At 41.7% G+C, this 22370-nt stretch carries 13 protein-coding genes; 7 read left to right on the forward strand and 6 right to left on the reverse strand.

Annotated elements, in window-relative coordinates; translation table 11 throughout:
- Positions 1-119: 119 nt before the first annotated feature.
- The 4 genes from DB398_RS11130 to DB398_RS11145 form a co-directional block, all read right to left on the reverse strand.
- Positions 120-1529 (reverse strand): sialate O-acetylesterase, encoded by a 1410-nt coding sequence (locus DB398_RS11130; RefSeq protein WP_108424473.1) that lies wholly within the window; start codon positions 1527-1529, stop codon positions 120-122.
- Between the two features lie 201 nt (positions 1530-1730).
- Positions 1731-3491, reverse strand: a complete 1761-nt coding sequence (locus DB398_RS11135) for an alpha-L-rhamnosidase-related protein (RefSeq protein WP_108424474.1) — start codon at positions 3489-3491, stop codon at positions 1731-1733.
- A gap of 7 nt (positions 3492-3498) precedes the next feature.
- Positions 3499-6804, reverse strand: a complete 3306-nt coding sequence (locus DB398_RS11140) for a glycosyl hydrolase (RefSeq protein ID WP_108424475.1) — start codon at positions 6802-6804, stop codon at positions 3499-3501.
- 178 nt (positions 6805-6982) lie between these two features.
- On the reverse strand, positions 6983-8029 hold the full coding sequence (locus DB398_RS11145) for a GntR family transcriptional regulator (RefSeq protein ID WP_108424476.1): 1047 nt from the start codon (positions 8027-8029) through the stop codon (positions 6983-6985).
- Between the two features lie 141 nt (positions 8030-8170).
- Between DB398_RS11145 and DB398_RS11150 the strand changes: the two genes are divergently transcribed.
- From DB398_RS11150 to DB398_RS11165, 4 genes are all read left to right on the forward strand, one after another.
- A complete protein-coding gene (locus tag DB398_RS11150; RefSeq protein WP_199913386.1) occupies positions 8171-10276 on the forward strand; it encodes a bifunctional aldolase/short-chain dehydrogenase in 2106 nt (701 codons plus the stop codon).
- An 81-nt stretch (positions 10277-10357) separates the two neighbouring features.
- Complete coding sequence (locus DB398_RS11155) at positions 10358-11638, forward strand: sugar isomerase (protein ID WP_108424477.1); 1281 nt, start codon at positions 10358-10360, stop codon at positions 11636-11638.
- A 9-nt stretch (positions 11639-11647) separates the two neighbouring features.
- Complete coding sequence (locus tag DB398_RS11160; RefSeq protein WP_108424478.1) at positions 11648-13021, forward strand: FGGY-family carbohydrate kinase; 1374 nt, start codon at positions 11648-11650, stop codon at positions 13019-13021.
- Between the two features lie 47 nt (positions 13022-13068).
- Entirely contained in the window at positions 13069-15753 is a 2685-nt protein-coding gene (locus DB398_RS11165; RefSeq protein ID WP_108424479.1) for an alpha-L-rhamnosidase, read from the forward strand.
- 96 nt (positions 15754-15849) lie between these two features.
- Here DB398_RS11165 and DB398_RS11170 read toward each other — a convergent pair whose 3' ends face one another.
- Together DB398_RS11170 and DB398_RS11175 are read right to left on the reverse strand one after the other, a co-directional pair.
- Complete coding sequence (locus DB398_RS11170) at positions 15850-18351, reverse strand: alpha-L-rhamnosidase-related protein (RefSeq protein ID WP_159076407.1); 2502 nt, start codon at positions 18349-18351, stop codon at positions 15850-15852.
- 309 nt (positions 18352-18660) lie between these two features.
- Entirely contained in the window at positions 18661-19554 is an 894-nt protein-coding gene (locus DB398_RS11175; protein WP_108424481.1) for an AraC family transcriptional regulator, read from the reverse strand.
- 212 nt (positions 19555-19766) lie between these two features.
- On the opposite strand from DB398_RS11175, the gene DB398_RS11180 reads away from it, so the two are divergent.
- From DB398_RS11180 to DB398_RS11190, 3 genes are read left to right on the forward strand one after another with little or no spacing between them, the layout of a single operon-like run.
- Positions 19767-20603, forward strand: a complete 837-nt coding sequence (locus DB398_RS11180) for a phytanoyl-CoA dioxygenase family protein (RefSeq protein ID WP_108424482.1) — start codon at positions 19767-19769, stop codon at positions 20601-20603.
- The gene (locus DB398_RS11185; RefSeq protein WP_159076408.1) at positions 20582-21307 is read left to right on the forward strand and encodes a creatininase family protein; all 726 of its coding nucleotides are present in this window, start codon (positions 20582-20584) and stop codon (positions 21305-21307) included. The genes DB398_RS11180 and DB398_RS11185 overlap by 22 nt, the downstream gene beginning before the upstream one ends.
- A complete protein-coding gene (locus DB398_RS11190; protein ID WP_108424484.1) occupies positions 21304-22266 on the forward strand; it encodes an aldo/keto reductase in 963 nt (320 codons plus the stop codon). The genes DB398_RS11185 and DB398_RS11190 overlap by 4 nt, the downstream gene beginning before the upstream one ends.
- Positions 22267-22370 lie beyond the last annotated feature (104 nt).

The following is a 22370-nucleotide window of genomic DNA, read 5'->3' on the forward strand; positions in this document are numbered from 1 at the left end:
TTTTGGCTCAAACTCTACCATTGCTATACTCCGATCAAATATTTTCAACTATACTTGGATTTAATTTTAAATCATTGTCGTTTATTGCCTTTAAATAGGCTAGCTAAAGAAATTGAACTTTAATCATCAAAGTTATCTGTACGAAATGCAGAAGCAGGCAAATCATGACTATTGTACAAATTTGGCAAGGCTTTATCATAGAACGCAAATCGAACTGCAATTGGATTTTTAACTTTAGATGAGCTTACAATAACAGTGTTTCCATCAATTTTTGCCTTTGCCGGATAAAACTTTTCATCTACACCAGCAATGTAAAACTCGTTTAATTCCTTTCCCTTTTTCCTTAATCCATGTTCAGCATATTCAAAATGAACAACAATTTTATTCTTATTAATCTCCATTGATTTATAAACCGGCCCACTAAAAGGGATACCTTTAATTCCATAGGTTTTGGCCAAAGCCCATAAAGCCAACCTATGACCAACTTCCTGCTTATTCCTGGGATGAATGTCATCCAGGTTTCCAATATCATTGGTAACAGCCATTCCTGTATTTTCCACAGACTTTAAGGTTGTCAATTGTGCATCCCTTATCAAAGCGGCTTTTAAATCTTGGGTATCCCTTACATAAGTATATGGGGCTATTTGAGCATACAAAAAAGGAAAGTCTTCCTCCCATAGGGCTCTCCAAGAACGAATCAACATTGGAAATGACTTATAATAGGATTTTGCATTGACACGATTTGATTCTCCTTGGTACCAAATGACTCCTGCAATCTTGAATTTTGCCAGTGGGTAAATCATACCATTGTAAAGAGTACCCAAAGTTTTAGGTGCCCCTGCACTACCTTCGAGGTATACCTTTGCATCATTCAATTCCTTGTCATTTTCAATTAAATTTCGGGCCATCCAAACTTCAATAGGAGTCCCACCCCAATTTGAGCTTATAATGCCTATTGGGATTGATAGATCCTTATGTAATTTTCTTCCGAAAAAATAACCGACAGAACTAAAATTCTGCATTGTTTTCGGTGAAGAAGACACCCATTCGCCATAAGTGTCCTCAACAGGCACATCTGAAACAAACTTGGGAACTGTGAAGAACCTAATATTTGGATAATCTGCATTCTGAATTTCTTCATCAGCATTGTCCAAGCCCATATTCGGGGTCCATTCCATATTGGATTGGCCTGAGGCAATCCATACTTCCCCTATCATTATGTTATCAAAATTTATGGTTTCATGACCGCTAATCGTTAGTGTAAAAGGACCTCCCGCACTTGGTGTTGAAAGCTTTACTGACCAAGAACCTTGATAAGCTCTTGTAGTGACTTCATTATCATTCCAAGACCCTTTCACTGTAATAGTTTCTGCCGCCTCTGTTGTCCACCCCCAAATGGTCACGGTAGATTGTTGCTGCAAAACCATATTGTCCGAGATGATCCTAGGTGTCCATATTTTTGCAAAACAAAAGTTTGAACAAAAAAATACTATCAATAACCCTAGGAATGTGTTTTTTGTACTATTCATATTTTGATTTTAGGTTCACCTATTAGACCCCAACCACAACTTCCAATTAAACTATTTTGATGCTTAAGGCTTCCTTTATACTATAGCCAAACTCAAAAAGATGTTGAACTGGAACCATAAACATTTCAAGGGTAGGTCCCAATCCCAGTTGGAAATATTATGTACTCTTTAATTCTTATAAAAAACAATTATAAAAAGCTATCATTTTTGGATAACCTTTAAACCATTTGGGGCTACTATCTCCGTATGAACCGTTCCGGTTTTATTCTTTTTATGACTGATTTTCAATTCTCCAAATTTGGTAGGATAAGTGCCCTTTACCCATTCCAAATTTCCCAGATGAGGCTCAATTACTACTGTGTTTCCACCATCTTTCACCTTGACGCCTAGAACATGTCTACTGAGCCAAGCTGTGGGACCACTGGCCCACCCATGGCAAAGGCTATGTCTATAACCTATATAGCAATAATCCCCAAAATCACCGTGGATGTCATTGACATCTTCTGCATTTAGTTCGTCTATTCGACCAGAATACTCCATATTATCAACATTAAAATCTTCCCAGAAGGTAGTTGCGCCTAAATCAAGCATGCCCCCCCAGTAATCCTTAATCAAGTCAATGGCAGTTTCGTATGCTCCCGCTTTTGACATTGCCTCCAATATGTAATAGCCATAAAATGTGGACATATTTCTAGGTCCATCCTTTTTAAGAATCCTATCATGGATTTCTGTGGCGTTCCCAAGTCCACCCAGAGCTACTAATGCCCCTGCTTGTTTGCTTGAAAATTCCTTAGGCAGATAATCCCTAAGCTTGTTTGCGACTTCCTTATAATGAGCAGATTTTTTTGGCAAATCCATAACTTCCATGATATCCGCACCTGAATCAAACGTCAAGGCCATCAATGCCTGTAAGCCTGCATGGATCTCCTTTGGACTTTCACTTGTTGGCCAATCCAAAAATCTATGGCCATCAAGCTTCTCTACACCCTTAGAATCGATATATGACTCGAATTTAGCCAGCAACTTAAGTATGTAAGGTTGTTGTTCCATCAAATATTCCATGTCGCCATGTGCGTCATACCACTCTTTATGAATAATCAACCACCACATGGAGTACGAACTTATTCCATTCATCCATTCCAGTGACGCATGTTGATCTCTGGCAAAATCCAAGCTTTTGGGTACCACTTCATTCTTTCCGAAAACAGTATTGATGGTCATTACCTCAGGGTGCATATCCCCAACCCATACCAATCTATCTCTTTTGATACCGTCCCAAAGAAAATCCTGCATGTTCAAATGGACAGTATAAGCCCCTGTCTTCCATATCGAATCCAATCGGGAATCGCTCGACTCAAAAGAACCCAAATAGGGGATATCCCTAAATTGAAAAATAGCCTCAACCGATTTCAATGGTAAAGTAACATTAGGGTCCACTAAATCCAGCCTGACAAATCTAAAGCCTGAATTCCCCACCTCAATGCTGCCCAACCAAGGCAGTTCCACAATAAAATCACGCATGGAGTGTTCATTCGTAGCATTCTGATCGCCACCGATTTCTGCCATTGCTTCTCCAGCAGATTCCCCAAATCGAACCCTTACCTTGATAGGCAACTTACTTTCCCCTATGGCTCGCGTTAAACGGATGCCCCCATAAATTTCTTTTCCAAAATCCAGTAAAATTCCAGGTTTGTCTATAGCGTTACTGACCAGTTTGACAATTTCCGGTTCATTTACCGATACCTGACCACTGCCCTTTTTTAGGAGAACACCCGGATTCCCCACAATAGTACCTTCAGCACTTGACTTCCATACAATGCGCTGGGCCGTCAGGTTCACTTTGGTCATTTCGGTGGTACGAACCTTATCTTGAAACTCGTTACCGAAAACTGGTGGTAACTGACCATATACCCTTGGGAAAAGGGCCAAGAATAAAATGGCTATTGTAATTCTTAGTTTCATTTTTCTTTTATTGTGCTTCAATGGTTACTGGCCCTATCAAGCCCGAAGTTGGCAATTCTTCATCCTCTTTAACATCACTGACTAAAAACCAGGTGCTTCGGTCTTTTTCATCAAGTCCCATATCTCCCTTGAGCCTGTTCCTCCATAGATTTGCCACTGTAACCTCAATACTATTCTCCCCTATTTTCAGGTTATTGACATCCACAGCCAATCGGAATGGAGCCATCCAAGTAGTACCAAGATCTACCCCGTTCACCTTCACTTTTCCCATGACCCCTACGTCGCCTAGGTTGATAAAAACCTTTTCCTGTGTCGGAAGCTGTTCCAATTGAAAGTTCGATTTGTATGTTACGCTACCGGAATAATATTTTATAGAATCGTTATCCGATGAACTTAAATCCATTAACTTTTCCAAAACCACTTCCTTCCCAGGACCAGCCCTCTTGTCAAATTGAAGCGCCCAAGGATCGTCCAAAGTTTGGATCGTTTTAAACTCTGGAAAGTTTTTTGTTTGGTTTTGGGTTATTCCATCTTCCGCAACGAACACTACAAACCAACTCTCATCAATTTCAAATTGGAGTGGGACAGATGTTCTGTCCTCATCGACTCGATATTCCGGTAGATTACGAATTTCTCCTGTTACCGCATTCCAAAGTTGTGGTTTTTTTCCACTTACCCTAAACGATGGCTCAACTTGCATAGGTTTTCCACTTTGATTGGTCAAAAAGTAGATGTCGGCTCCTTCTTTTATGTTTCTATGGGTCCAAAGAATGTCCTTTTCGTCTGTATCTGGAATCAACACGTCAGGTGCTATTCCAAAATCACTTAAAGCCTTCCCTAATTTTTGAGCCATTTGTTCAGGGGATTCATCGAATGATTCCACCTCAATGAAGTATTTTTCATTCCGAAGTGACCTGCTCAGTGCAGCCACCTCATCATCTGCTTCCGGATAATCAGTATAGCTTGGCGATTGCTCTGGCAATTTACCAAAGACAGGTACTCCATTTTTGACCAAAAACTGAAGTTTTTTTAACACGGCGGGCCTCATTTTAACAGTCGGAGGTAACACCAACATACTATAGGCTACACCACTTGGTAAAACCATTTTATTGTTCTTCACACTGATATCGCTTAATATCACCTCAGCATTGATATAGTCATAAGAATAACTTTTGGACAATTCCGGCTTACGCTCCCCAGTCATAATTGGGGCGTCCTCACTTATAAAATAACATACATCGGCCACATAGTTTCCAGACTCCAGGAGAACTTGACTTCTTCGTAGATAGTCTATCCAAGCTTTACTCTGTTCAAACCATGTATTATGGCGATTGATCTCTGTGCCGAACCACGCATTAACACCAGGTTCGCGTTCATCATCCGGTTGATGGATATAAACGTGCAATACAAAGTGATTGATCCCTTCGGTAAAGCTCCAATCTCCTCTTTTTCTCAATTTTGCAGGATGTCTCAAAAAGACTTGCTGAGAGGATGTGAATGCTTCGGCCGAAACTCGATTTTTACCATAAATATGTGCTGCAGATGAGGCTGCTTTACACTCAATATCCCCTAATGTTCCTTCGTTCCAAAATTCACCACTCACAAGGTCAGATTGCCCTCCGTACATTAAGAATTCCGAGGGATATCCCCAGTGTCCATAATTCTCAAGCCATAATTTCAATCCATTTTCGTTACTGATCTTTCTGAGGCCACCAACATATTCATAGGCCACCAAATCAGCAACAATCCTGCGTAAATCCCATAAAAACCGTTCTGATGCATCTACACTTTCTACAACCATACCTGAAAAAACAGGGAGGAATCTTACAGGGTCATACCCAAATTTACTTTGGAACTTTTGGGCAAAATCATCCGTCCAATTGGTGCTCCCCATCTCATAACTATCGGCAACGATATATTTCAGGGCATCCTTGGATTCCTCTGGAATCCTTTTAATCAACTCACCAACGAAGTTTTCAAAGTGAAACCGGGCTAAAGAATCATTCATCTTATCGATTTCAAATCCTTTCCCTTGAGGTGCTGAAGGTGTGTTCCGTGTTCCGGTTGGACTCATGCCAAAGCGCTGCACACGCCATTTCCCTTGGGGCACTTCCCATTTCAAAACACCATTGTCGCCCAACTTATTGGATATATCCATAACCTTGGAGGGATCGACGACGCCTTTGCCATTAATGGGTTCCTCTTGGGCATCCCAACGGTAACTGGCATATGTTGGTTGTGGTGTTGGGTACATTTTTCCCAATTGTTTTTCAACGTAATGGTCCAGAACCAATTTTGAACTCAACTTGATTTCCGAAAAGCCAAGACCATTTGATCCCTTCAAAATACTTCCGTAAGTCCTTCGTATTCCAGAGCATGTCAACCTAAACTTTGTTGACTTTCTAGACGGGAAAGATATACTTAATTCACCTTGCTGGATAGGACCTATGTTCACATCCATGTTTTGTCGGTCAAACTCAAACGTTTTGACGACTTCATACTTATCCCCTTCAAGTGATTCCAAGGTACAATCACATTTAAATGGCGTACCCATTGGAGCAATGCTTAAATTCTGTACTGAATTTGCTTCCTTAAGTTCAAAATCAATGATCAATTGATTTCCTTTGGATAAATCCAACGGAACCCCTGTGGTCACATCATTGTCGAACCATGAAGAAAGGTTTCCTAGGTTCTTTGGTGTTGTGGATAATTTGGCATTGTTCAGATCAAGTAAGAACTCATTTTCGGAAGATACCGGGGTAGCAAGTAGATAGGTGTCTTGAAAATCCAGCGTAGGCTTATCCAGTTTAACCTCTACCATGGCTGGTCCTTCTACTATAGTTGAAGAATACGTTACGTAACGCATAGCCTTATCCGAAGTCACCCACGGCCCTCCTGATTGACTCCATCCCGGGCAGTTGAAAACGCCAATGTCAATACCGAGTCTTTTACCTTCTTCCACAGCATGAACCATGGTTTCCCACCACGCTTCGCTCAAAATGGGAACCCTGCCATCTTTCTCATCCGGATTGACATTTCCAATCAAGGCAGCTCCGATCCCAACCCGTTTCATTGCTTCCAAATCCTTGGTAACACCTTCTTTCGAAATATCATCATTGATCCAATACCAGTACACCCATGGTTTTGCAGAATCGGGTGGTGAGGTAAACTCACTTGCGAGTTTCGAATAAGTCAAACTCTCAGGATCAGCCCCAGGTATTTTCTGGCATCCACTGATGATTAAAATCAACATTGGAACCATTGAAGAAAATAAAATAAAAATGCATCGAGTATGCTTAGCAGATAAGGTCATTTTATGAAAATTTTCAAACCGTTAGCAAACTAAACAAAGTAAAAGGGGTAAATTATCCTGTACTATGCTGTATCTATAATTAAATGTTTGATTAGATTCTTACGTGATTAGGTCAATTAAACTTTTTCTACCACAAATCCCTTTTGACAATAACGCAATAAGACCGGACTTGGAGAAATCACATTGACAACCTATCTATGAAATCAAATTCGTTTTTCACAGCACCGGACTGTTTATTCAATAACATGCTAGCAGCCGTTTTGCCCATTGCCCGGAAGTTCGTTGAAATCACAGTAATTCCAAGCAGTTCCTTCAAAGGGGTGTCATTGTAGGAAATCACACCGATTTCTTTGCCAAGATTCAACCCAATCTCCCTGATTCTTTTCAACAGTGTCACCAGGTCAGCTTCCTCGATAACTATGAAAAGATCCCCCTTCTTTAAAATCATTTCATCATATATCTCATCATACACCTCGAAATCCAAATGATGATGCGAACAAAATTTTCGGAAACCATGTAAAATTCGTTTTGGATAAGGATAGATTGTTTTTTGAGGATATACCAATACCAGTTTATTATAGTTGACTATTTTATCCAAACCTTCAACAAGAGCGCTGTAAATATCATTTTCAAAGTCTTGATAAATTTCAAATTGGCATTTCCCGTCGTAACCTTTATTATTATCCAAAATCGCCAATTTCTCAAATGGAATCCGCTCCAAAATCTTCTTTACTTCATCCGTGGAGCTCAGATGATGTAATTCTTCCGTTTTGAAATGGGGCATTATTACATAGAAGTCAAATGCCCCCAAACTTTTGTTCAATAGGTTTAAAAACAGGGATTCGTCGCAGTGGTACACTTGTAAATCGACATGGGCCTCAGCACCAACAGTTTCAATAAAAGAATTATAAATTCGCATTTTATAATTGCTTGCCTTATTGATCAGGAACAAGACATTGGTTTTTGAAATCAGTGGTGTCTTATTCACAAAATATCCTTTTCCTTTTATGGAAACAATAACCTTTTGATCCTTTAGTATACTATAGGCTTTTTCCACTGTGTCCCGGGACAAGTAAAACTCCTCGCTTAAATTGTTGATAGAGGGCAATTTCTCATCGATCGGTAAATTACCAGAGGCTATATTGGCAATTATGCTTTCAACAATTTGCAGATATTTCGGTTTCCGAGACTTTGGGTCAACCTCTATGTAACTATACGAATCCATAATTTCCAGGGGGTTTCAATTTCTGGCAATAATAATCTAATTTACTGGAAATATTAAAAAAGTAAAAATTACGGTACACCACAGGATAGCCGAAGAATATCGATCAATTAAGTTAGCGGTTCCAACATTAATCAAACACCAATGAGCATAGACATCAAGGAATTTAAGCACGTAAACTATCTGTGGGACGAGGAGCGGGCCCTGGAACTCGGCGACGACCAGGTCGCCCTGTTCCTCTACAGGTCCAACATCCTGGGAGCCGACCTGAGGATCACCAACTACGGCGGGGGGAACACCAGCTGCAAGACCATCGAGAAGGACCCGCTCAACGGCGGAGATGTCGAGGTCATGTGGATCAAGGGCTCCGGGGGCGACATCGGCACTCTGGACCGCAGCGGTATCGCCGGGCTCTACACCGAGAGGCTCAGGAACCTCAAGCACGTCTACAGGGGGCTGCACGACGAGGACCGGATGGTCGGACTGTTCAACCACTGCATCTATGATCTGGATAGCCGTGCCCCTTCCATCGACACCCCTTTGCACGGGCTGCTGCCCTTCAAGCACATCGACCACCTGCACCCCGATGCGCTCATTGCCGTGGCTGCGGCCAAGGACAGTGAAAGGGTCACCAAGGAAATCTGGGGGGACACCATGGGATGGGTCCCGTGGCAGAGGCCAGGGTTCGACCTCGGCCTACAGCTCGAAAAATGCCTCAACGACAATCCCGGCATCAGGGGGATCGTTCTGGGGAGCCACGGCCTGTTCACCTGGGGGGACACCTCCCATGAATGTTACATCAACAGTTTGGAGGTCATTGAAAAGGCATCGGACTATATCGAAAAGAAAATAAAGGGGAAAGGAAGTGTCTTTGGCGGGGCCAAGGTAAAATCCCTCCCATCCGAAGGGCGTAAAGAAAAGGCCGCACGGTTGATGCCCCTTCTCCGTGGCCTTTGCTCCTCCGAAAAACGAATGATCGGCCATTTTACCGATGCGGACGTGGTGATGGAGTATATCAACAGCAACGACCTGCAAAGGCTCGCTCCCATGGGGACCTCGTGCCCAGACCACTTCCTCAGGACCAAGATCCAACCGTTGGTGTTGACACTTGACCCCAAAGAAGATGTGTCAGATCCAGAGGAAGTTCTTAAAAAATTGGAACCTGCCTTTGAACAGTACCGGAAAGAATATAAAGAATACTACGAGAACTGTAAACACGATAACAGCCCTGCAATGAGGGACCCCAACCCCGTGATCATCATTTACCCCGGGGTCGGGATGTTCAGCTTCTCGAAGGACAAGCAGACCACCCGGGTCGCCAGCGAGTTCTATGTCAACGCCATCAACGTCATGAGGGGGGCCGAGGCCATATCGGCCTACACCTCACTCCCAAGACAGGAGGCCTTCGACATCGAGTACTGGCTCCTGGAGGAGGCCAAGCTACAGCGCATGCCCAAGGAAAAACCGCTCTCCAGAAAAATCGCCCTTGTCACAGGGGCCGGTGGGGGGATCGGCAAGGCCATTGCCGACAAACTTGCAGAACAAGGCGCAAATGTCGTACTGGCCGATATTGCAGAAGACCGATTGAAAGAAGCCATCGGCACCTATAAAAGAGACGTGGCAGGCTATGTTGTTTGTGATGTCACCGACAAAAAGTCCATTCAGGAAGCCTTCAAAACAGCATGCCTTGAATTTGGTGGTGTAGATATAATCATCCACAGTGCCGGGCTAGCCATCTCAAAACCTCTGGAAGAAACCACAAGTGAAGATTGGGACCTGCTACAGAATGTTTTGGTAAAAGGCCAATTTGAGCTCTTCAAGCAAGGCGTTGAAGTCATGGACAAACAAGATCTGGGGGGGGATATTATAAGCATCGCCAGTAAGAATGGACTGGTTTCCGGCCCCAATAATGTAGCCTACGGAACGGCCAAGGCCGCCCAACAGCACATGGTACGACTACTAGCTGCTGAGCTCGGGCCAAAAGACATTCGCGTGAATACCGTAAATCCGGACGGCGTCATCGTGGGCAGCAAGATCTGGGAGGGCGAATGGGCCGAAGGCCGTGCAAAGGCATATGGGATAAAAGTAGAGGAGCTCCCGGCACACTATGCCAAGCGTAATCTAATGAACAAAATAATCTATCCCGGTGACATTGCCAATGGTGTATTTGCCTTGGTGGGCATTTTGGATAAGAGTACAGGTTCAATCATAAATGTCGACGGTGGAATGGCCAATGCATTCGTCAGATAAAGAAAAGAGTAAGTTGGTTTAGTTTAATTCAAGTATCCCCGGGCCAGTTCATCTGGTCTACGGATTTTAAAAGTTTAAGAAATGAAGTTAGATAGAGTGCAAATAGAATCGGTCAACAAACCTAAAATCGAGTTACAACAAAAAAAATTCGAGGCTTTGGGTATTGATTTGGAGCATCAAGGCATTGAAGTAAAACAACTATTAAAGAAAATAAAGGAATTTCAAGTTGCCATTCCCAGTTGGGCATTGGGAGCAGGTGGAACCAGATTCGGTAGATTTTCAGGGCAGGGCGAACCCGGGACATTGGAACAAAAAATAGAAGATGTGGGACTTATACACGCCCTAACCAATGCAGCTGGTTCCATCTCTTTACATATTCCTTGGGACACCCCTCAAAACATTGAGGAAATCAAAGCAAAATCAAAAAGTCAAGGGTTAAGCTTTGACGCAATGAACTCAAATACTTTCCAAGACCAGCTTAACCAAAAGCATTCCTATAAATTTGGTTCATTAAGCAGTCTAAATCATGCTTCAAGAGAACAAGCAATTCAACACAATATTGAAGTCATTGAATTAGGTAAAAAATTAGGTTCCAAAAGTTTAACGGTTTGGTTGGCCGATGGATCAAACTTCCCTGGGCAGAACAATTTTCAAACGGTACTAAAGAACACACAAGATAGTCTTCATAAAATCTATAAGGCACTTCCACCGGATTGGAAATTGTTAATAGAATATAAACCGTACGAACCTAACTTTTATAGCACTGTGATTCAAGATTGGGGAACTTCATTTATGTTGGCCAATGAATGTGGGCCAAACGCATATACCTTGGTGGATTTGGGCCATCATCTCCCCAACACAAATATCGAACAAATTGTCTCCACCCTTATGCTAAAGGGAAAACTGGGAGGCTTTCATTTCAATGACAGTAAATATGGGGACGACGACCTAACCGTTGGCAGCATTAAGCCCTATGCCCTTTTTCTAATATTCAACGAACTGGTATATGGTATAGCAAACAATCCCCAAAATCCATACCCTTCATGGATGATCGATGCCAGCCATAATATCAAGGATCCGATGGAAGATCTGACCCAGTCACTGGAGGCAATATTGGAAGCATATACCAAGGCACTGCTGATCGATCAACATAAATTAAAGGAAGCACAATCAGTCCAAGATGTTGTGGCATGCCAAGAAATTCTCCAAGCCGCTTATCGTACCGATGTACGTCCGTTATTGGCTGAGTCGAGGCTACAGTCTGGGGCAGCACTGGATCCCATCGACGCCTTTCGAAAGCTAAAAGTAAGAGAACAACTGGTGAAGGAACGGGGAAAAGCAACCATTGCATCCGGCCTATAAAATGTATATATGGAATTAGAAGTTACAGGTGTTTTTGATATAGGGAAAACGAATAAAAAGTTCTTCCTTTTTGATGCCAATTTCGAGGAGGTATATCGAGAATACACACAATTGGATTTGATAGAGGATGAGGATGGCTATCCTACAGAAGACTTGGAAGGACTCTGTAATTGGATCAAGGGAGTATTTGAAAGAACCATTAAGTCCAAAGAGTATAGTATAACAGCTCTAAATTTCTCCACATATGGGGCAAGCCTGGTCCATTTGGATGAATTTGGCGAACCGTTGACCCCACTTTATAATTATACCAAGCCATACCCAGAAGAAATAAGACAAGAATTCTTTCAAACGTATGGCCCAAAAAATGATTTTCTAAAAGCAACCGGGTCAGACGATTCAGGAATGTTAAATTCGGGGCTTCAGCTCTATTGGCTAAAGCGAACAAAACCTGAAATATTCAAACGTATAAAATTCTCCATCCATCTTCCCCAATACCTTAGTTATATATTTACAGGAATCCCGGTCAGTGAATATACCAGTATTGGATGTCATACCGGAATGTGGGATTATGGTAAAAAAGACTACCATGATTGGATCTACAAAGAGAATTTGGCACAGCTTCTCCCCAAAATAGTCCCAACGGAAACTAGTCTCAACATGAATTATGACGGCCATCGCATTAAAATCGGTGTCGGAATACATGATAGTTCCGCAGCCCTCCTCCCCTATGTGAGAAGTTCGGAACAACCCTTTATCCTTTTGTCCACGGGTACCTGGAGCATAGCATTTAACCCATATCAAGATGGTCAACTGACCGATTTGGACATTGCCGATGATTGCATCAATTATATGCGTATCAACGGCAAATCAGTTAAGGCATCCAGACTTTTCCTTGGCAATGAATATAGGGAACAAGTAGCTTTTTTGACCAGGTATTACGACGTCGACACCAACTATCACAGAACTGTAAAGTTTGATTATGACGCCTATTATGATATTACCAAGGATTTCGAGCATATTTTCAGCTGGTATAGCCTAAAGTCCGAAAATATGCCACATAAGACAGTTATAAAGTATACCTCCTTCGAACATGCGTATCACCATTTAATGATAGAATTGGTAATGCTGCAATTGGGAAAAATAAAAAAAATATCAAGTTTAAACCATGAGGGCAATCTATATATAGATGGTGGATTCAGTGACAACGACATATACATCAATTTGCTTTCACATTCATTGCGGAATATGAAAATAATGACGACCGATTCGTCATTGGGAAGCGCCATAGGTGCAGCAGTCGTAATTTCTGATAAGAAATTGAATTCCAAATTCTTAAAAAAGAACTATGCTTTAAAAAAGCATGTTCCGTTCATCATCAAATAAATCAAATCACATTTTGGGAGGCCAATATTGTTAAAAACCATTCAATTATGAAACTAGCCATACAATTGCCCAGTTTAATTTTAATAACCGTACTATTTTTCTCCTGTGGGAGGAACCTTTCCGATGGGCCAAAAGTCACCGGCCTGAAAGTAGAGCACATGATCTCACCCATCGGGATAGATGAAAGTGCCCCAAGGTTTTCATGGAAAATGGACAGTGAGAGTAGTTTTGGTAACCAAAAAGCCTACCAAATCCTAATCGATACGGATTCTTCCGAAGTTGCATCAGGGAGAGGGTATCTATGGACCGCGGAAGTCGAATCGGACAGTTCATTGATTGTGTATAAAGGTAGCCCACTCCAAGCCAACACCAAATACTATTGGGGTATAAAAATACGAACAGCAGAGGAACATTATGGCCCCATATCCATCTCTTCATTTGAAACTGGATTGATGGACTCGGTAAAATGGCAGGGGCAATGGATTACGGACCAAGAAGATGTTCATCTAAAGGAGGCCCCCTATTTTAGAAAAGAATTGCGCACTTCAAAGGAAGTTATCAGGGCACGGGCCTATATCACTGCTGCCGGTTTATATGAGTTGACCATCAATGGACAAAAGATCGGAGATCATTGGTTAGACCCCATATATACGAGGTTCGATAGGCGTAATCTCTATGTAACCCATGATATAACCCCTTTCTTTCAGAAGGAACAAGTTGCTATTGGTGTACAGTTGGGCAACGGTTGGTACAATCATCAATCCACGGCAGTGTGGAATTTTCATGAAGCAGGTTGGAGGAAAAGACCCCGATTCTTGATGAATATCAAACTTTGGTACGCAGACGGCACCTCTGAAACCGTAGCAACAGACGCTACTTGGAAAACCCATTTAAGCCCCCTTGTCTTTAATAGTATTTATACGGCAGAACACTTTGATGCCAGGCTTGAGTTGGAGGGTTGGGATAAAAGTGGTTTCGATGACAGTCAATGGAGAAATGCAATCACTGTAAACGCCCCTTCGGCTAAAATCAGTGCCCAGGCCTTACCGCCCATAACAGGGGAAAAACTGAAGTTTGCCTCCATGGACAAACGTACCGACCAACAATACATTTTTGATCTGGGCAGAAACATAGCCGGGGTTACCGAGCTCAAGGTCAAGGGAGAAAAAGGAACACAAATTAGGGTCACACATGCTGAGCAATTGGACAGCATCGGCAATCTAGATCTTTCCAACATCATTGTACATTACCGTCCAAAGGACAGTTTGGACCCCTTCCAAACTGATGTATATACACTGCAAGGAAAGGGCGAAGAGGTTTTCAGGCCCCGATTCAACTATAAGGGCTTTCAATATGTCCAAGTTGAAAGCAATCAACCAATCGACATTGATTTGGGTAACATTTCAGCATACTTCATGCATAGTGATGTCACACCTATCGGAAAAATAAATACATCCAACGAGGTCATCAATAAAATTTGGGAGGCCACCAATGCCAGCTATTTGTCCAATCTATTTGGTTATCCAACGGATTGTCCACAACGTGAGAAAAATGGTTGGACAGGTGACGCACACATCAATATCGAAACGGGGCTCTATAATTTTGACGCCATATCCGTATATGAAAAATGGATGGACGACCATAGGGACGAACAACTGGAAAATGGGGTGCTCCCATCCATTATACCAACTTGGGGCGGATGGGGATATGATTGGGGTAATGGTCCGGATTGGACCAGTACCATAGCCATCATTCCGTGGCAATTGTACCAATTCTATGGAGATGACAGGGCACTAAAAGAAATGTACGAGCCCATGAAAAAATATGTTGACTATATCACTTCCATTAGCTATGATGGAGGATTGACCAATTGGGGTCTAGGTGACTGGGTCCCCGTAAATTCGGTCACTCCCAAGGAGTTTACATCCTCCATCTATTATTATGTTGATGCACTGATCCTGTCAAAGGCCGCACTTCATTTTGGCAAGCATGAGGACCACCAAGAATATGCCCATTTGGCACACAATATCAAAAAGGCCATAAACGACAAATACTTGAATAGGGAAACAGGTATCTATGGCAGTGGATACCAAACTGAGCTGAGTGCACCACTCTATTGGGGCATTGTCCCAGATGCGTTAAAGGATAGGGTAGCTGAAAACCTAGCGTTGGAAGTACAAAAAACCAATCATATTGATGTTGGTCTTTTGGGCACTCGAACCATTTTGGGTGCATTGAGTGAAAATGGATATGCCGACCTTGCCTATATGCTGGCCTCTCAAGAATCCTATCCTTCGTGGGGGTGGTGGATCAAAAATGGCGCTACAACCTTATATGAGAATTGGGATATTGATGCATCTTCGGATTTGTCCCGAAACCATATCATGTTTGGTGCGATCAGTGGATGGTTCTATAAAGGATTGGGAGGAATCAGACCGGATGAGGCAGCGCCAGGATTCAAACATTTTCTTTTGGAACCCAACTTCGTCAAGAAGTTGCAACAATTTGAAGCCACCTACAATAGTGTCCAAGGGCCCATAATTTCAAATTGGGAATGGGCAGGCAACGATGTCCTATATTCTTGTGAGGTGCCCTCAAATAGTTCAGCAACGCTTAGATTCAAGGGTAAATCTGCTACTATGGATGGCAAGGCCATAGGGGAAATTTCGGGAGGAATCGTAATGATTCCACTTGCTCCAGGTAATTACAGTATACGAATTGCCTTTGATTAAAGCATCTTGTTATGAAAAATTGAGGAAGGGGCCTTTCACAGTATTGATTGGCCCCACTTTGTAAAGTTTACCGGAACCATCGGAGCATGTCTAAAATCAATCTGTCGAGTCAAAAAATATACCGCTTACTGCTGCATTTTCACCTCGAACTTGGTTTATCCTAATTCGAATTGGACCTTCGGCCATAAAACTAAGGTATTTGCCTTTTTCATAGTTTTTGATTAGCTGGACTGGACCACTTAGGGTCAAGTTATTTAAATCAAAGACTTCGACTGCACTTCGTCTTTTCTTTCTATCCCAATCCAAAAAATAAAGTGACACCTTGTACGAGGACTTTTTGTTGGCATGTACATCTATAGTCATGCTCTGACCCGTCGGTTGTGGATCTCGAGTAATCATTGCGGATGAATGTCTACCTTTCGTTCCATTTCCCTTCAATTCCAAGTTTCGGGAATCACTGCCATTCCAATTTACTGTTATGTTTTGTGTTGTTTGAATACTATCAATGTAATTGGGCAACTCCCCATCCTGTACGTCAATGGGCTTACCTAGCAACCTAAATCCATGCTTTCCATATTTCCCTTTCCAATCACCAGAGGTCATACTATCTTGAACAAACGACTCAATTTCATAGTTGTAACCCTCCTCTTTGGATGAAGTTGACTCGGATAAATCAGTATATTTCAATTGTAGATTATAAGTGCCTGTATACAGATTTTTTAAGTAAACGAAAGATTTATCCTGTTCAATATCACGCTTTTCTTTTAAGGTTTTCGTGTTATGGGACCAAAGTTCCTTCCCATTCATACCAATGGACTTTAATCGGTTCCCCAATTTTGGGATTACGACCTCGTCTGCTTTGGTATTAGGGGGAACTATAAGATGGCCATTGCCAGATTTGAGGTCAAAACTAGCCTCGATTTTTCCATGGGGTGTTGGTAAACTTCCTTTCAATTGATATATCGCATCACTAAGAAATGGAAATACTGTAAAGGACTTAAAACCCGCTTGATTCGGTTTTATTCCCAACACATTTTCCGTCAACCATTGTGTAACACCGGCCCCCCACGGGTGGGTAAAACTTGTGTAACCACATTGGTTGTTCGGTGGGGCATCATTATTACCCAGTATAGTGTTCCACGAAGGGCGATACACTTCAAAAAAGGTAGTTCCTCCATATTCTAATTGGCCTCCCCAACTGTCCTTGATGGTTTGCAAGGCTACATCCTTTTTGCCTGCTTTGGCCATGGCTTGGATTATGAAAGTTTGATTAAAAGGTGAGTATGAAAGTCGGTTCAACCTATTACTGAACAACTTATCAGACATGGAGGCCACGGACTCCAAATCCAACAAACCTGCATTGACCACTTCTGAAATAGCATGCACACCAAACTGGCCAACAAGTCTATCATTACTTTCCAACTCATTGTATTTTTCACTTACATAACCATCATATTTATTAGCTAAAGCATGTTTCCCAACGGCGGCCAATACTTTCGAAAACTTAGTCCAAGCATGTAAACAAAGCATTTTATACGTGTTCTGGGCCTCTAAAATATTTGGGTTCTCAAAACCCGCTCCCAGTCGCTCGTCCCAACCCATAAAATGGAGATCGGGTAAGTTGTCATAATGATTGTATGCATTCTCCAAGCGATTATTGGCATTATCGATGAAGGAGAGTAAAAAATCCTTGTCCCCACTATAGAGATAGTAATCTAAAAGTCCCAGCACCCAATAAATGGAATAGGACGCAATTCCATTGTCTTGTTTTGAGGTGAAAACGATGTTCTTTTTAACAAAATCATAGTTACCGAATGCCACTAATGATGCGGCTTGGGCTGGGTATGCGTCCCCTGTCCAGGAGTGTCTATCACTCCGTTCCATCAAAATGGCGCCAAAATATTCCTGCAATAAATTTAGTTTTACCGTATAGGCACCGGTGTACCAAATTTGATTCAGTGTCGAATCATTTGAAATAAAACTTCCCTCATAATTTGTTGGCTTGATTTGACAAACAAGCCTAATGTTCTTAATATGCCAAGGTTTGGAGAAATTTTTTATGTGGATCCAACCGAATCTTACACCTTCATATAAATAATCATTTAATTCCAGCCTGTAAACATTCCCATATTTGACAGGACGTTTAGTTTTCACTGGGTTCTGAGCCCCGGTATTCAAAACCGCAGGTTCATTATATTCGCTTATGCTCATTTCCACCTCCCCCGAAAGGTCATCGGATTCAAATTCCAGCCAACCAGCACTTACCCTTCCAAAATCAAGCATTATTTCACCTTTTCCTGAAATCAAAATCGTAGAATCCTTAATTTGGTTGAAAGATTGCGGTGGATAGAAATTTATTTTTTCCGGATTCAAGTAGTAAATCTGTAAAGAATCAGATGCACTTGGTGAATCCCAAACATAGTTTATCAAGGGATCTGGAGAATATACATTTTTATCCTTCAAATAATTCCCTCCGTGGAGGGATTGATACGGTTGGCTAACTTGGCAGTACGCCACCAATGTTCCCGCTAGCCATACCAATCCCACCAAAAGCAATATATTTTTAGGCAAGTGAAATTTACCTGGAAATGATTTCAAACCACAAATATTTAGGTGGACAAACAAAAACCTTTGACAAAAACTACTTGGGAAAACCATAATTACATTCTTTAAGAAAATGAAATTACCAAGATGGTTTTGGAGATCTATTATAGTAAATGTGCCATTATTTATATTTTGTGATAAAACTTGAATACCAGTCTTAATAACAATTGGCAACACAACTCTTGATGCCCTGTAGAAATTGCATTAATCCATTTGGCCTCAATGCTAACAGATTCTGGTATTATTGATAAACAGGCTAGGGAACACCTAAGCTTATAGAGGTTTTTCAATCTTTCACTTCATTCATTCCTGGGGATAAATGATACTTTCCATTCTATATTTCTTTGGTGAAATGCCATATTTCTTTTTGAATAATTTTGAAAAATAAAAGACATTGTCGAACCCAACTTGGTGGCCTATCTCACTTATGTTCAAAGCAGTCATATTCAATAGATTTTGGGCTCTTTCCAATCTTAAGTTAAGTAGGTACTGATTTGGTGAATGGCCATTGATCTGTTTAAACTTTTTCCGAAAAGTGGAATATCCCATGGGAAGTTCACGTGAAAGTGCTTCCATACTAATGGAGTGCTCAAAAGAATCCTGCATGATATGTTTCGCCTTGGCAATCAGTTTTTCATCCAGGCTATTCATTGGGCTTTCATGATTTGCCTTCGTATTGATCAGCCCCAAAATTTGCAGTGCAATACCTGAAATCTGTTGTGCATAACCAATCTGCGATGCCTTGACAATTTCGATCATTTTGGTGAAAAGTGTCAGAATATTACTGTTGAAACCTACCTCAATGATTGGACTATGCTCATCAAAAAACCCTTGTTTCATCAAATATTGGATTTGTTTACCATTAAAACCAACCCAATATTCCTCCCAACCAAATTTAGCATTTGGCTTATATCGATGTCTAACACCCGGAAACAGAAAAAAGCAATTCCCAGCTCCAATTTCCGTAGGTGGGGTAAGATCTGAGCTATATAACCCTTTTCCTTTCGAAATAAAGACTACATAATAATCATTCAATATGCGCCCCTTGTTCCAAGTTAGGTGATGGCTTTCTGGGTGTTGTTCGGCTGGATATTGATGATATGAACCCACCTTGGAAAAACCGACGGAAGTCACATAAGTTCCCCATTGGTGCTCCGTAGGAGAAATGGTTAAATACTTAAAATAGTTTCGTGCCATTTTCTTTCCTTACCACATTAATATTTCATTTCTCGAACAAATGATGCGTTCATTTTAAGCATTAAACAAATTTTATGCCTCAAAAATAGTTATTTGATTAAAAAATATCAAAAAGTACAAAAAAAGAAAGATTTAAACCAGTAGGTATCCCACTGCACTATCCTATTTTTGAAGGAATATCCAAGCACTATGTGCAATAAAATTAATTAACTATGAACTACACACTAACAAATGATCAGATTCAGAGCTACCGCTCCAATGGATTTTTGATCCTCGAAGACTTTCTGACTCCTGATGAAACAAAGTATTGGAGAGACACCATCGATTTGGCCGTCAAAAATAGGAAAGGAAGGAAATTTCCCCATTCAGAAGTCAAAACTGGGGAATCCGATGGCATCAATGACAATGCTGAATATTTCGGCAAGGTGTTCGACCAGATCGTGAATTTGTGGATGACCGACGATAAGGTAAAGGAACTGATGTTGGACAAGAGGATAGGTAAAATGGCATGTCAACTGGCCGATGTTGATGGCATACGCGTCTGGCATGACCAATCATTGGTCAAACAACCTTGGGGCAATCCAACAGCGTGGCATTTGGATACACCGTTTTGGTCTTTTGAACATAAGGAAGCGCTCAGCATTTGGGTAGCTTTGGAGGATGTGACTCTTCAAAATGGGTGTATGTACTTTTTGCCGGGGACACAACTTGAAACCGAATTTACCGAACCGGGTATTGGTTCCAACATGGACGATGTATTTAGAACCTATCCAAAGTTTAGGACAAACAACCCTGTGCCTGCTGTAATAAAGGCCGGAAGTTGTACTTTCCACAATGGATTGACCATCCATGCCGCTGGTGTGAATATGACCCCGAATACCAGAAAAGCCATGACTTGCGCATATATGCCCGATGGATCGGTGTTCAATGGAAAGAAAAATGTATTGCCCGAAGACTATTTCAATAGTCTTACCATCGGTGACCTTTTGAACAATGAAGCACAAAACCCATTGATCTACCATAAAGATTGGGAAAAAGAGGCTGTATGACAAAATGGGGGTTCTATGAAGCAATGAGGCCTACTGAAATTGAGGCCATTTTGGAAAACAATCCCATAGTCTTTCTTCCATGGGGCGCCCTTGAATATCATGGCCAACACAACCCAATTGGCTTGGACAGCATCAAAGCCCATCATCTGTGCATTGATTTGGCAAAACAAGTTGGCGGTTTGGTGATGCCAGCGGTCAACTTGGCCGCCAACCTTATCAAATCTTATCCAGGCCATGGCTTTAAGAAACATTCCATCGAATTTTCCGAACAACTTATAAAAACAATCTGTGAGGAATATTTGGGTCAACTTGCGGAGCAAGATGTAAAGATTATTGTTTTATTATCAGGGCATGCCGGAGAACCACATTTACAGATCCTGAAGGATGTCGCTGCCGAATTCAATAAAAAGAATCCAGACAAATTCTGTTGGACCTTTGCTGAATTCGAAATTGTTCCAGACAGTTTACTGGTTGCCAATCATTCTGCGTTGGGAGAAACATCCCTACAGCTCCATTATGCGGAAAACACTGTCGATTTAAGTGTGTTACCAAAGGATAGGCCCATTACGTTGCAATTGGATGCTGTTTCAGGGGAAGACCCCAGATCGGCAACCGCGTCCAAAGGTGGACAGATTGCAAAAGTATTTGTTGAAAATGCTACAATTGAAATACAAAGACTAATCAAAAAATACAAAAGCGAATGAACTATAGGACACTTGGCAGAACAAACTTGGAAATCAGTGAAATCAGTTTGGGCACATGGGCCTTTGGAAACAATGTATATGGCGGTGTCGACGAAAAAGAGGCAATAGACACTATCCATACCGCAATGGACCTGGGCATCAACCTTTTTGATACTGCGCCACAGTATGGAACGGCCCAACAGGACGGCATTGCTGAAATTGTTCTGGGAAAAGGACTTAAAGGGATCAGGGACAAAGTCTGTATTTCAACAAAATTTGGAAGAAACCCTTGTATTTCCAAGGGTGCTTCACAATTTTATAAATCAAGGGTGGTCAATTCTGTCGAAGAGAGTCTAAAACGATTGCAAACGGATTACATAGATGTACTGTTCTTTCACTCCCCTTTTTTCCCATCCGAGATACATGATGATGTTTGGGAAGGAATAGATCAGGTTAAAGAACAGGGGAAAGTACGATTTGTTGGGCACTCCATATCCAATTTTGCGGAAACCAAAGATATGGCACTACATTGGGCACTTGAAAAAAAGATTGATGTTGTGCAGGTGGTACTGAGCTTGATGAACCGGGAAGCAGAAGCATTGATCCAACAATTGCAGGCCATTGGGGTTGGCGTTTTCGCACGGGAGTGCTTGGCCAACGGCTTTTTGTCCGGAACAATCAAAGAGACCACCAAGTTTGCTCCTGGTTCTTTAAATTCTAGATACTCCAAGGAGGAACTACGAAAGCGGATCGATCAGGTCGAAGCCTTTAAATTTTTGACACGCGACAACAAAATAAGTATGCCTCAGGCTGCATTGCGTTGGACATTGGATCAAAATGGAGTTTCCACAGTCTTGTCTGGAGCAAAAAATAAACGAGAGCTCCAAGAAGCTGCAGCGTCTTCAGAGATAGAACCTTTTGATTCCATAAATTTGAACAAGGCCAAAGAGGTACTTCGAGAAAATTTTGAAGCTGCCTAGTGGGTTCTTTACTAGGATTGTTTTTACACGCAATAGGAGGCTTTGTGGCCAGAAGTTTTTTCTGCCATTTAAACCCTCAACGTTTTACGGGTACATGAAGGACT

Origin of the sequence: Flagellimonas amoyensis, assembly GCF_003058265.1 — a bacterium.
Classification (GTDB): Bacteria; Bacteroidota; Bacteroidia; order Flavobacteriales; family Flavobacteriaceae; genus Flagellimonas; species Flagellimonas amoyensis.

Coding starts and splice junctions, on each gene's coding strand:
- DB398_RS11145 (WP_108424476.1), bottom strand. CDS start 8,029: ATGGATTCGTATAGTTACATAGAGGTTGACCCAAAGTCTCGGAAACCG.
- DB398_RS11175 (WP_108424481.1), bottom strand. CDS start 19,554: ATGGCACGAAACTATTTTAAGTATTTAACCATTTCTCCTACGGAGCAC.
- DB398_RS11180 (WP_108424482.1), top strand. CDS start 19,767: ATGAACTACACACTAACAAATGATCAGATTCAGAGCTACCGCTCCAAT.
- DB398_RS11150 (WP_199913386.1), top strand. CDS start 8,171: ATGAGCATAGACATCAAGGAATTTAAGCACGTAAACTATCTGTGGGAC.
- DB398_RS11140 (WP_108424475.1), bottom strand. CDS start 6,804: ATGACCTTATCTGCTAAGCATACTCGATGCATTTTTATTTTATTTTCT.
- DB398_RS11135 (WP_108424474.1), bottom strand. CDS start 3,491: ATGAAACTAAGAATTACAATAGCCATTTTATTCTTGGCCCTTTTCCCA.
- DB398_RS11130 (WP_108424473.1), bottom strand. CDS start 1,529: ATGAATAGTACAAAAAACACATTCCTAGGGTTATTGATAGTATTTTTT.
- DB398_RS11165 (WP_108424479.1), top strand. CDS start 13,069: ATGAAACTAGCCATACAATTGCCCAGTTTAATTTTAATAACCGTACTA.
- DB398_RS11155 (WP_108424477.1), top strand. CDS start 10,358: ATGAAGTTAGATAGAGTGCAAATAGAATCGGTCAACAAACCTAAAATC.
- DB398_RS11160 (WP_108424478.1), top strand. CDS start 11,648: ATGGAATTAGAAGTTACAGGTGTTTTTGATATAGGGAAAACGAATAAA.
- DB398_RS11190 (WP_108424484.1), top strand. CDS start 21,304: ATGAACTATAGGACACTTGGCAGAACAAACTTGGAAATCAGTGAAATC.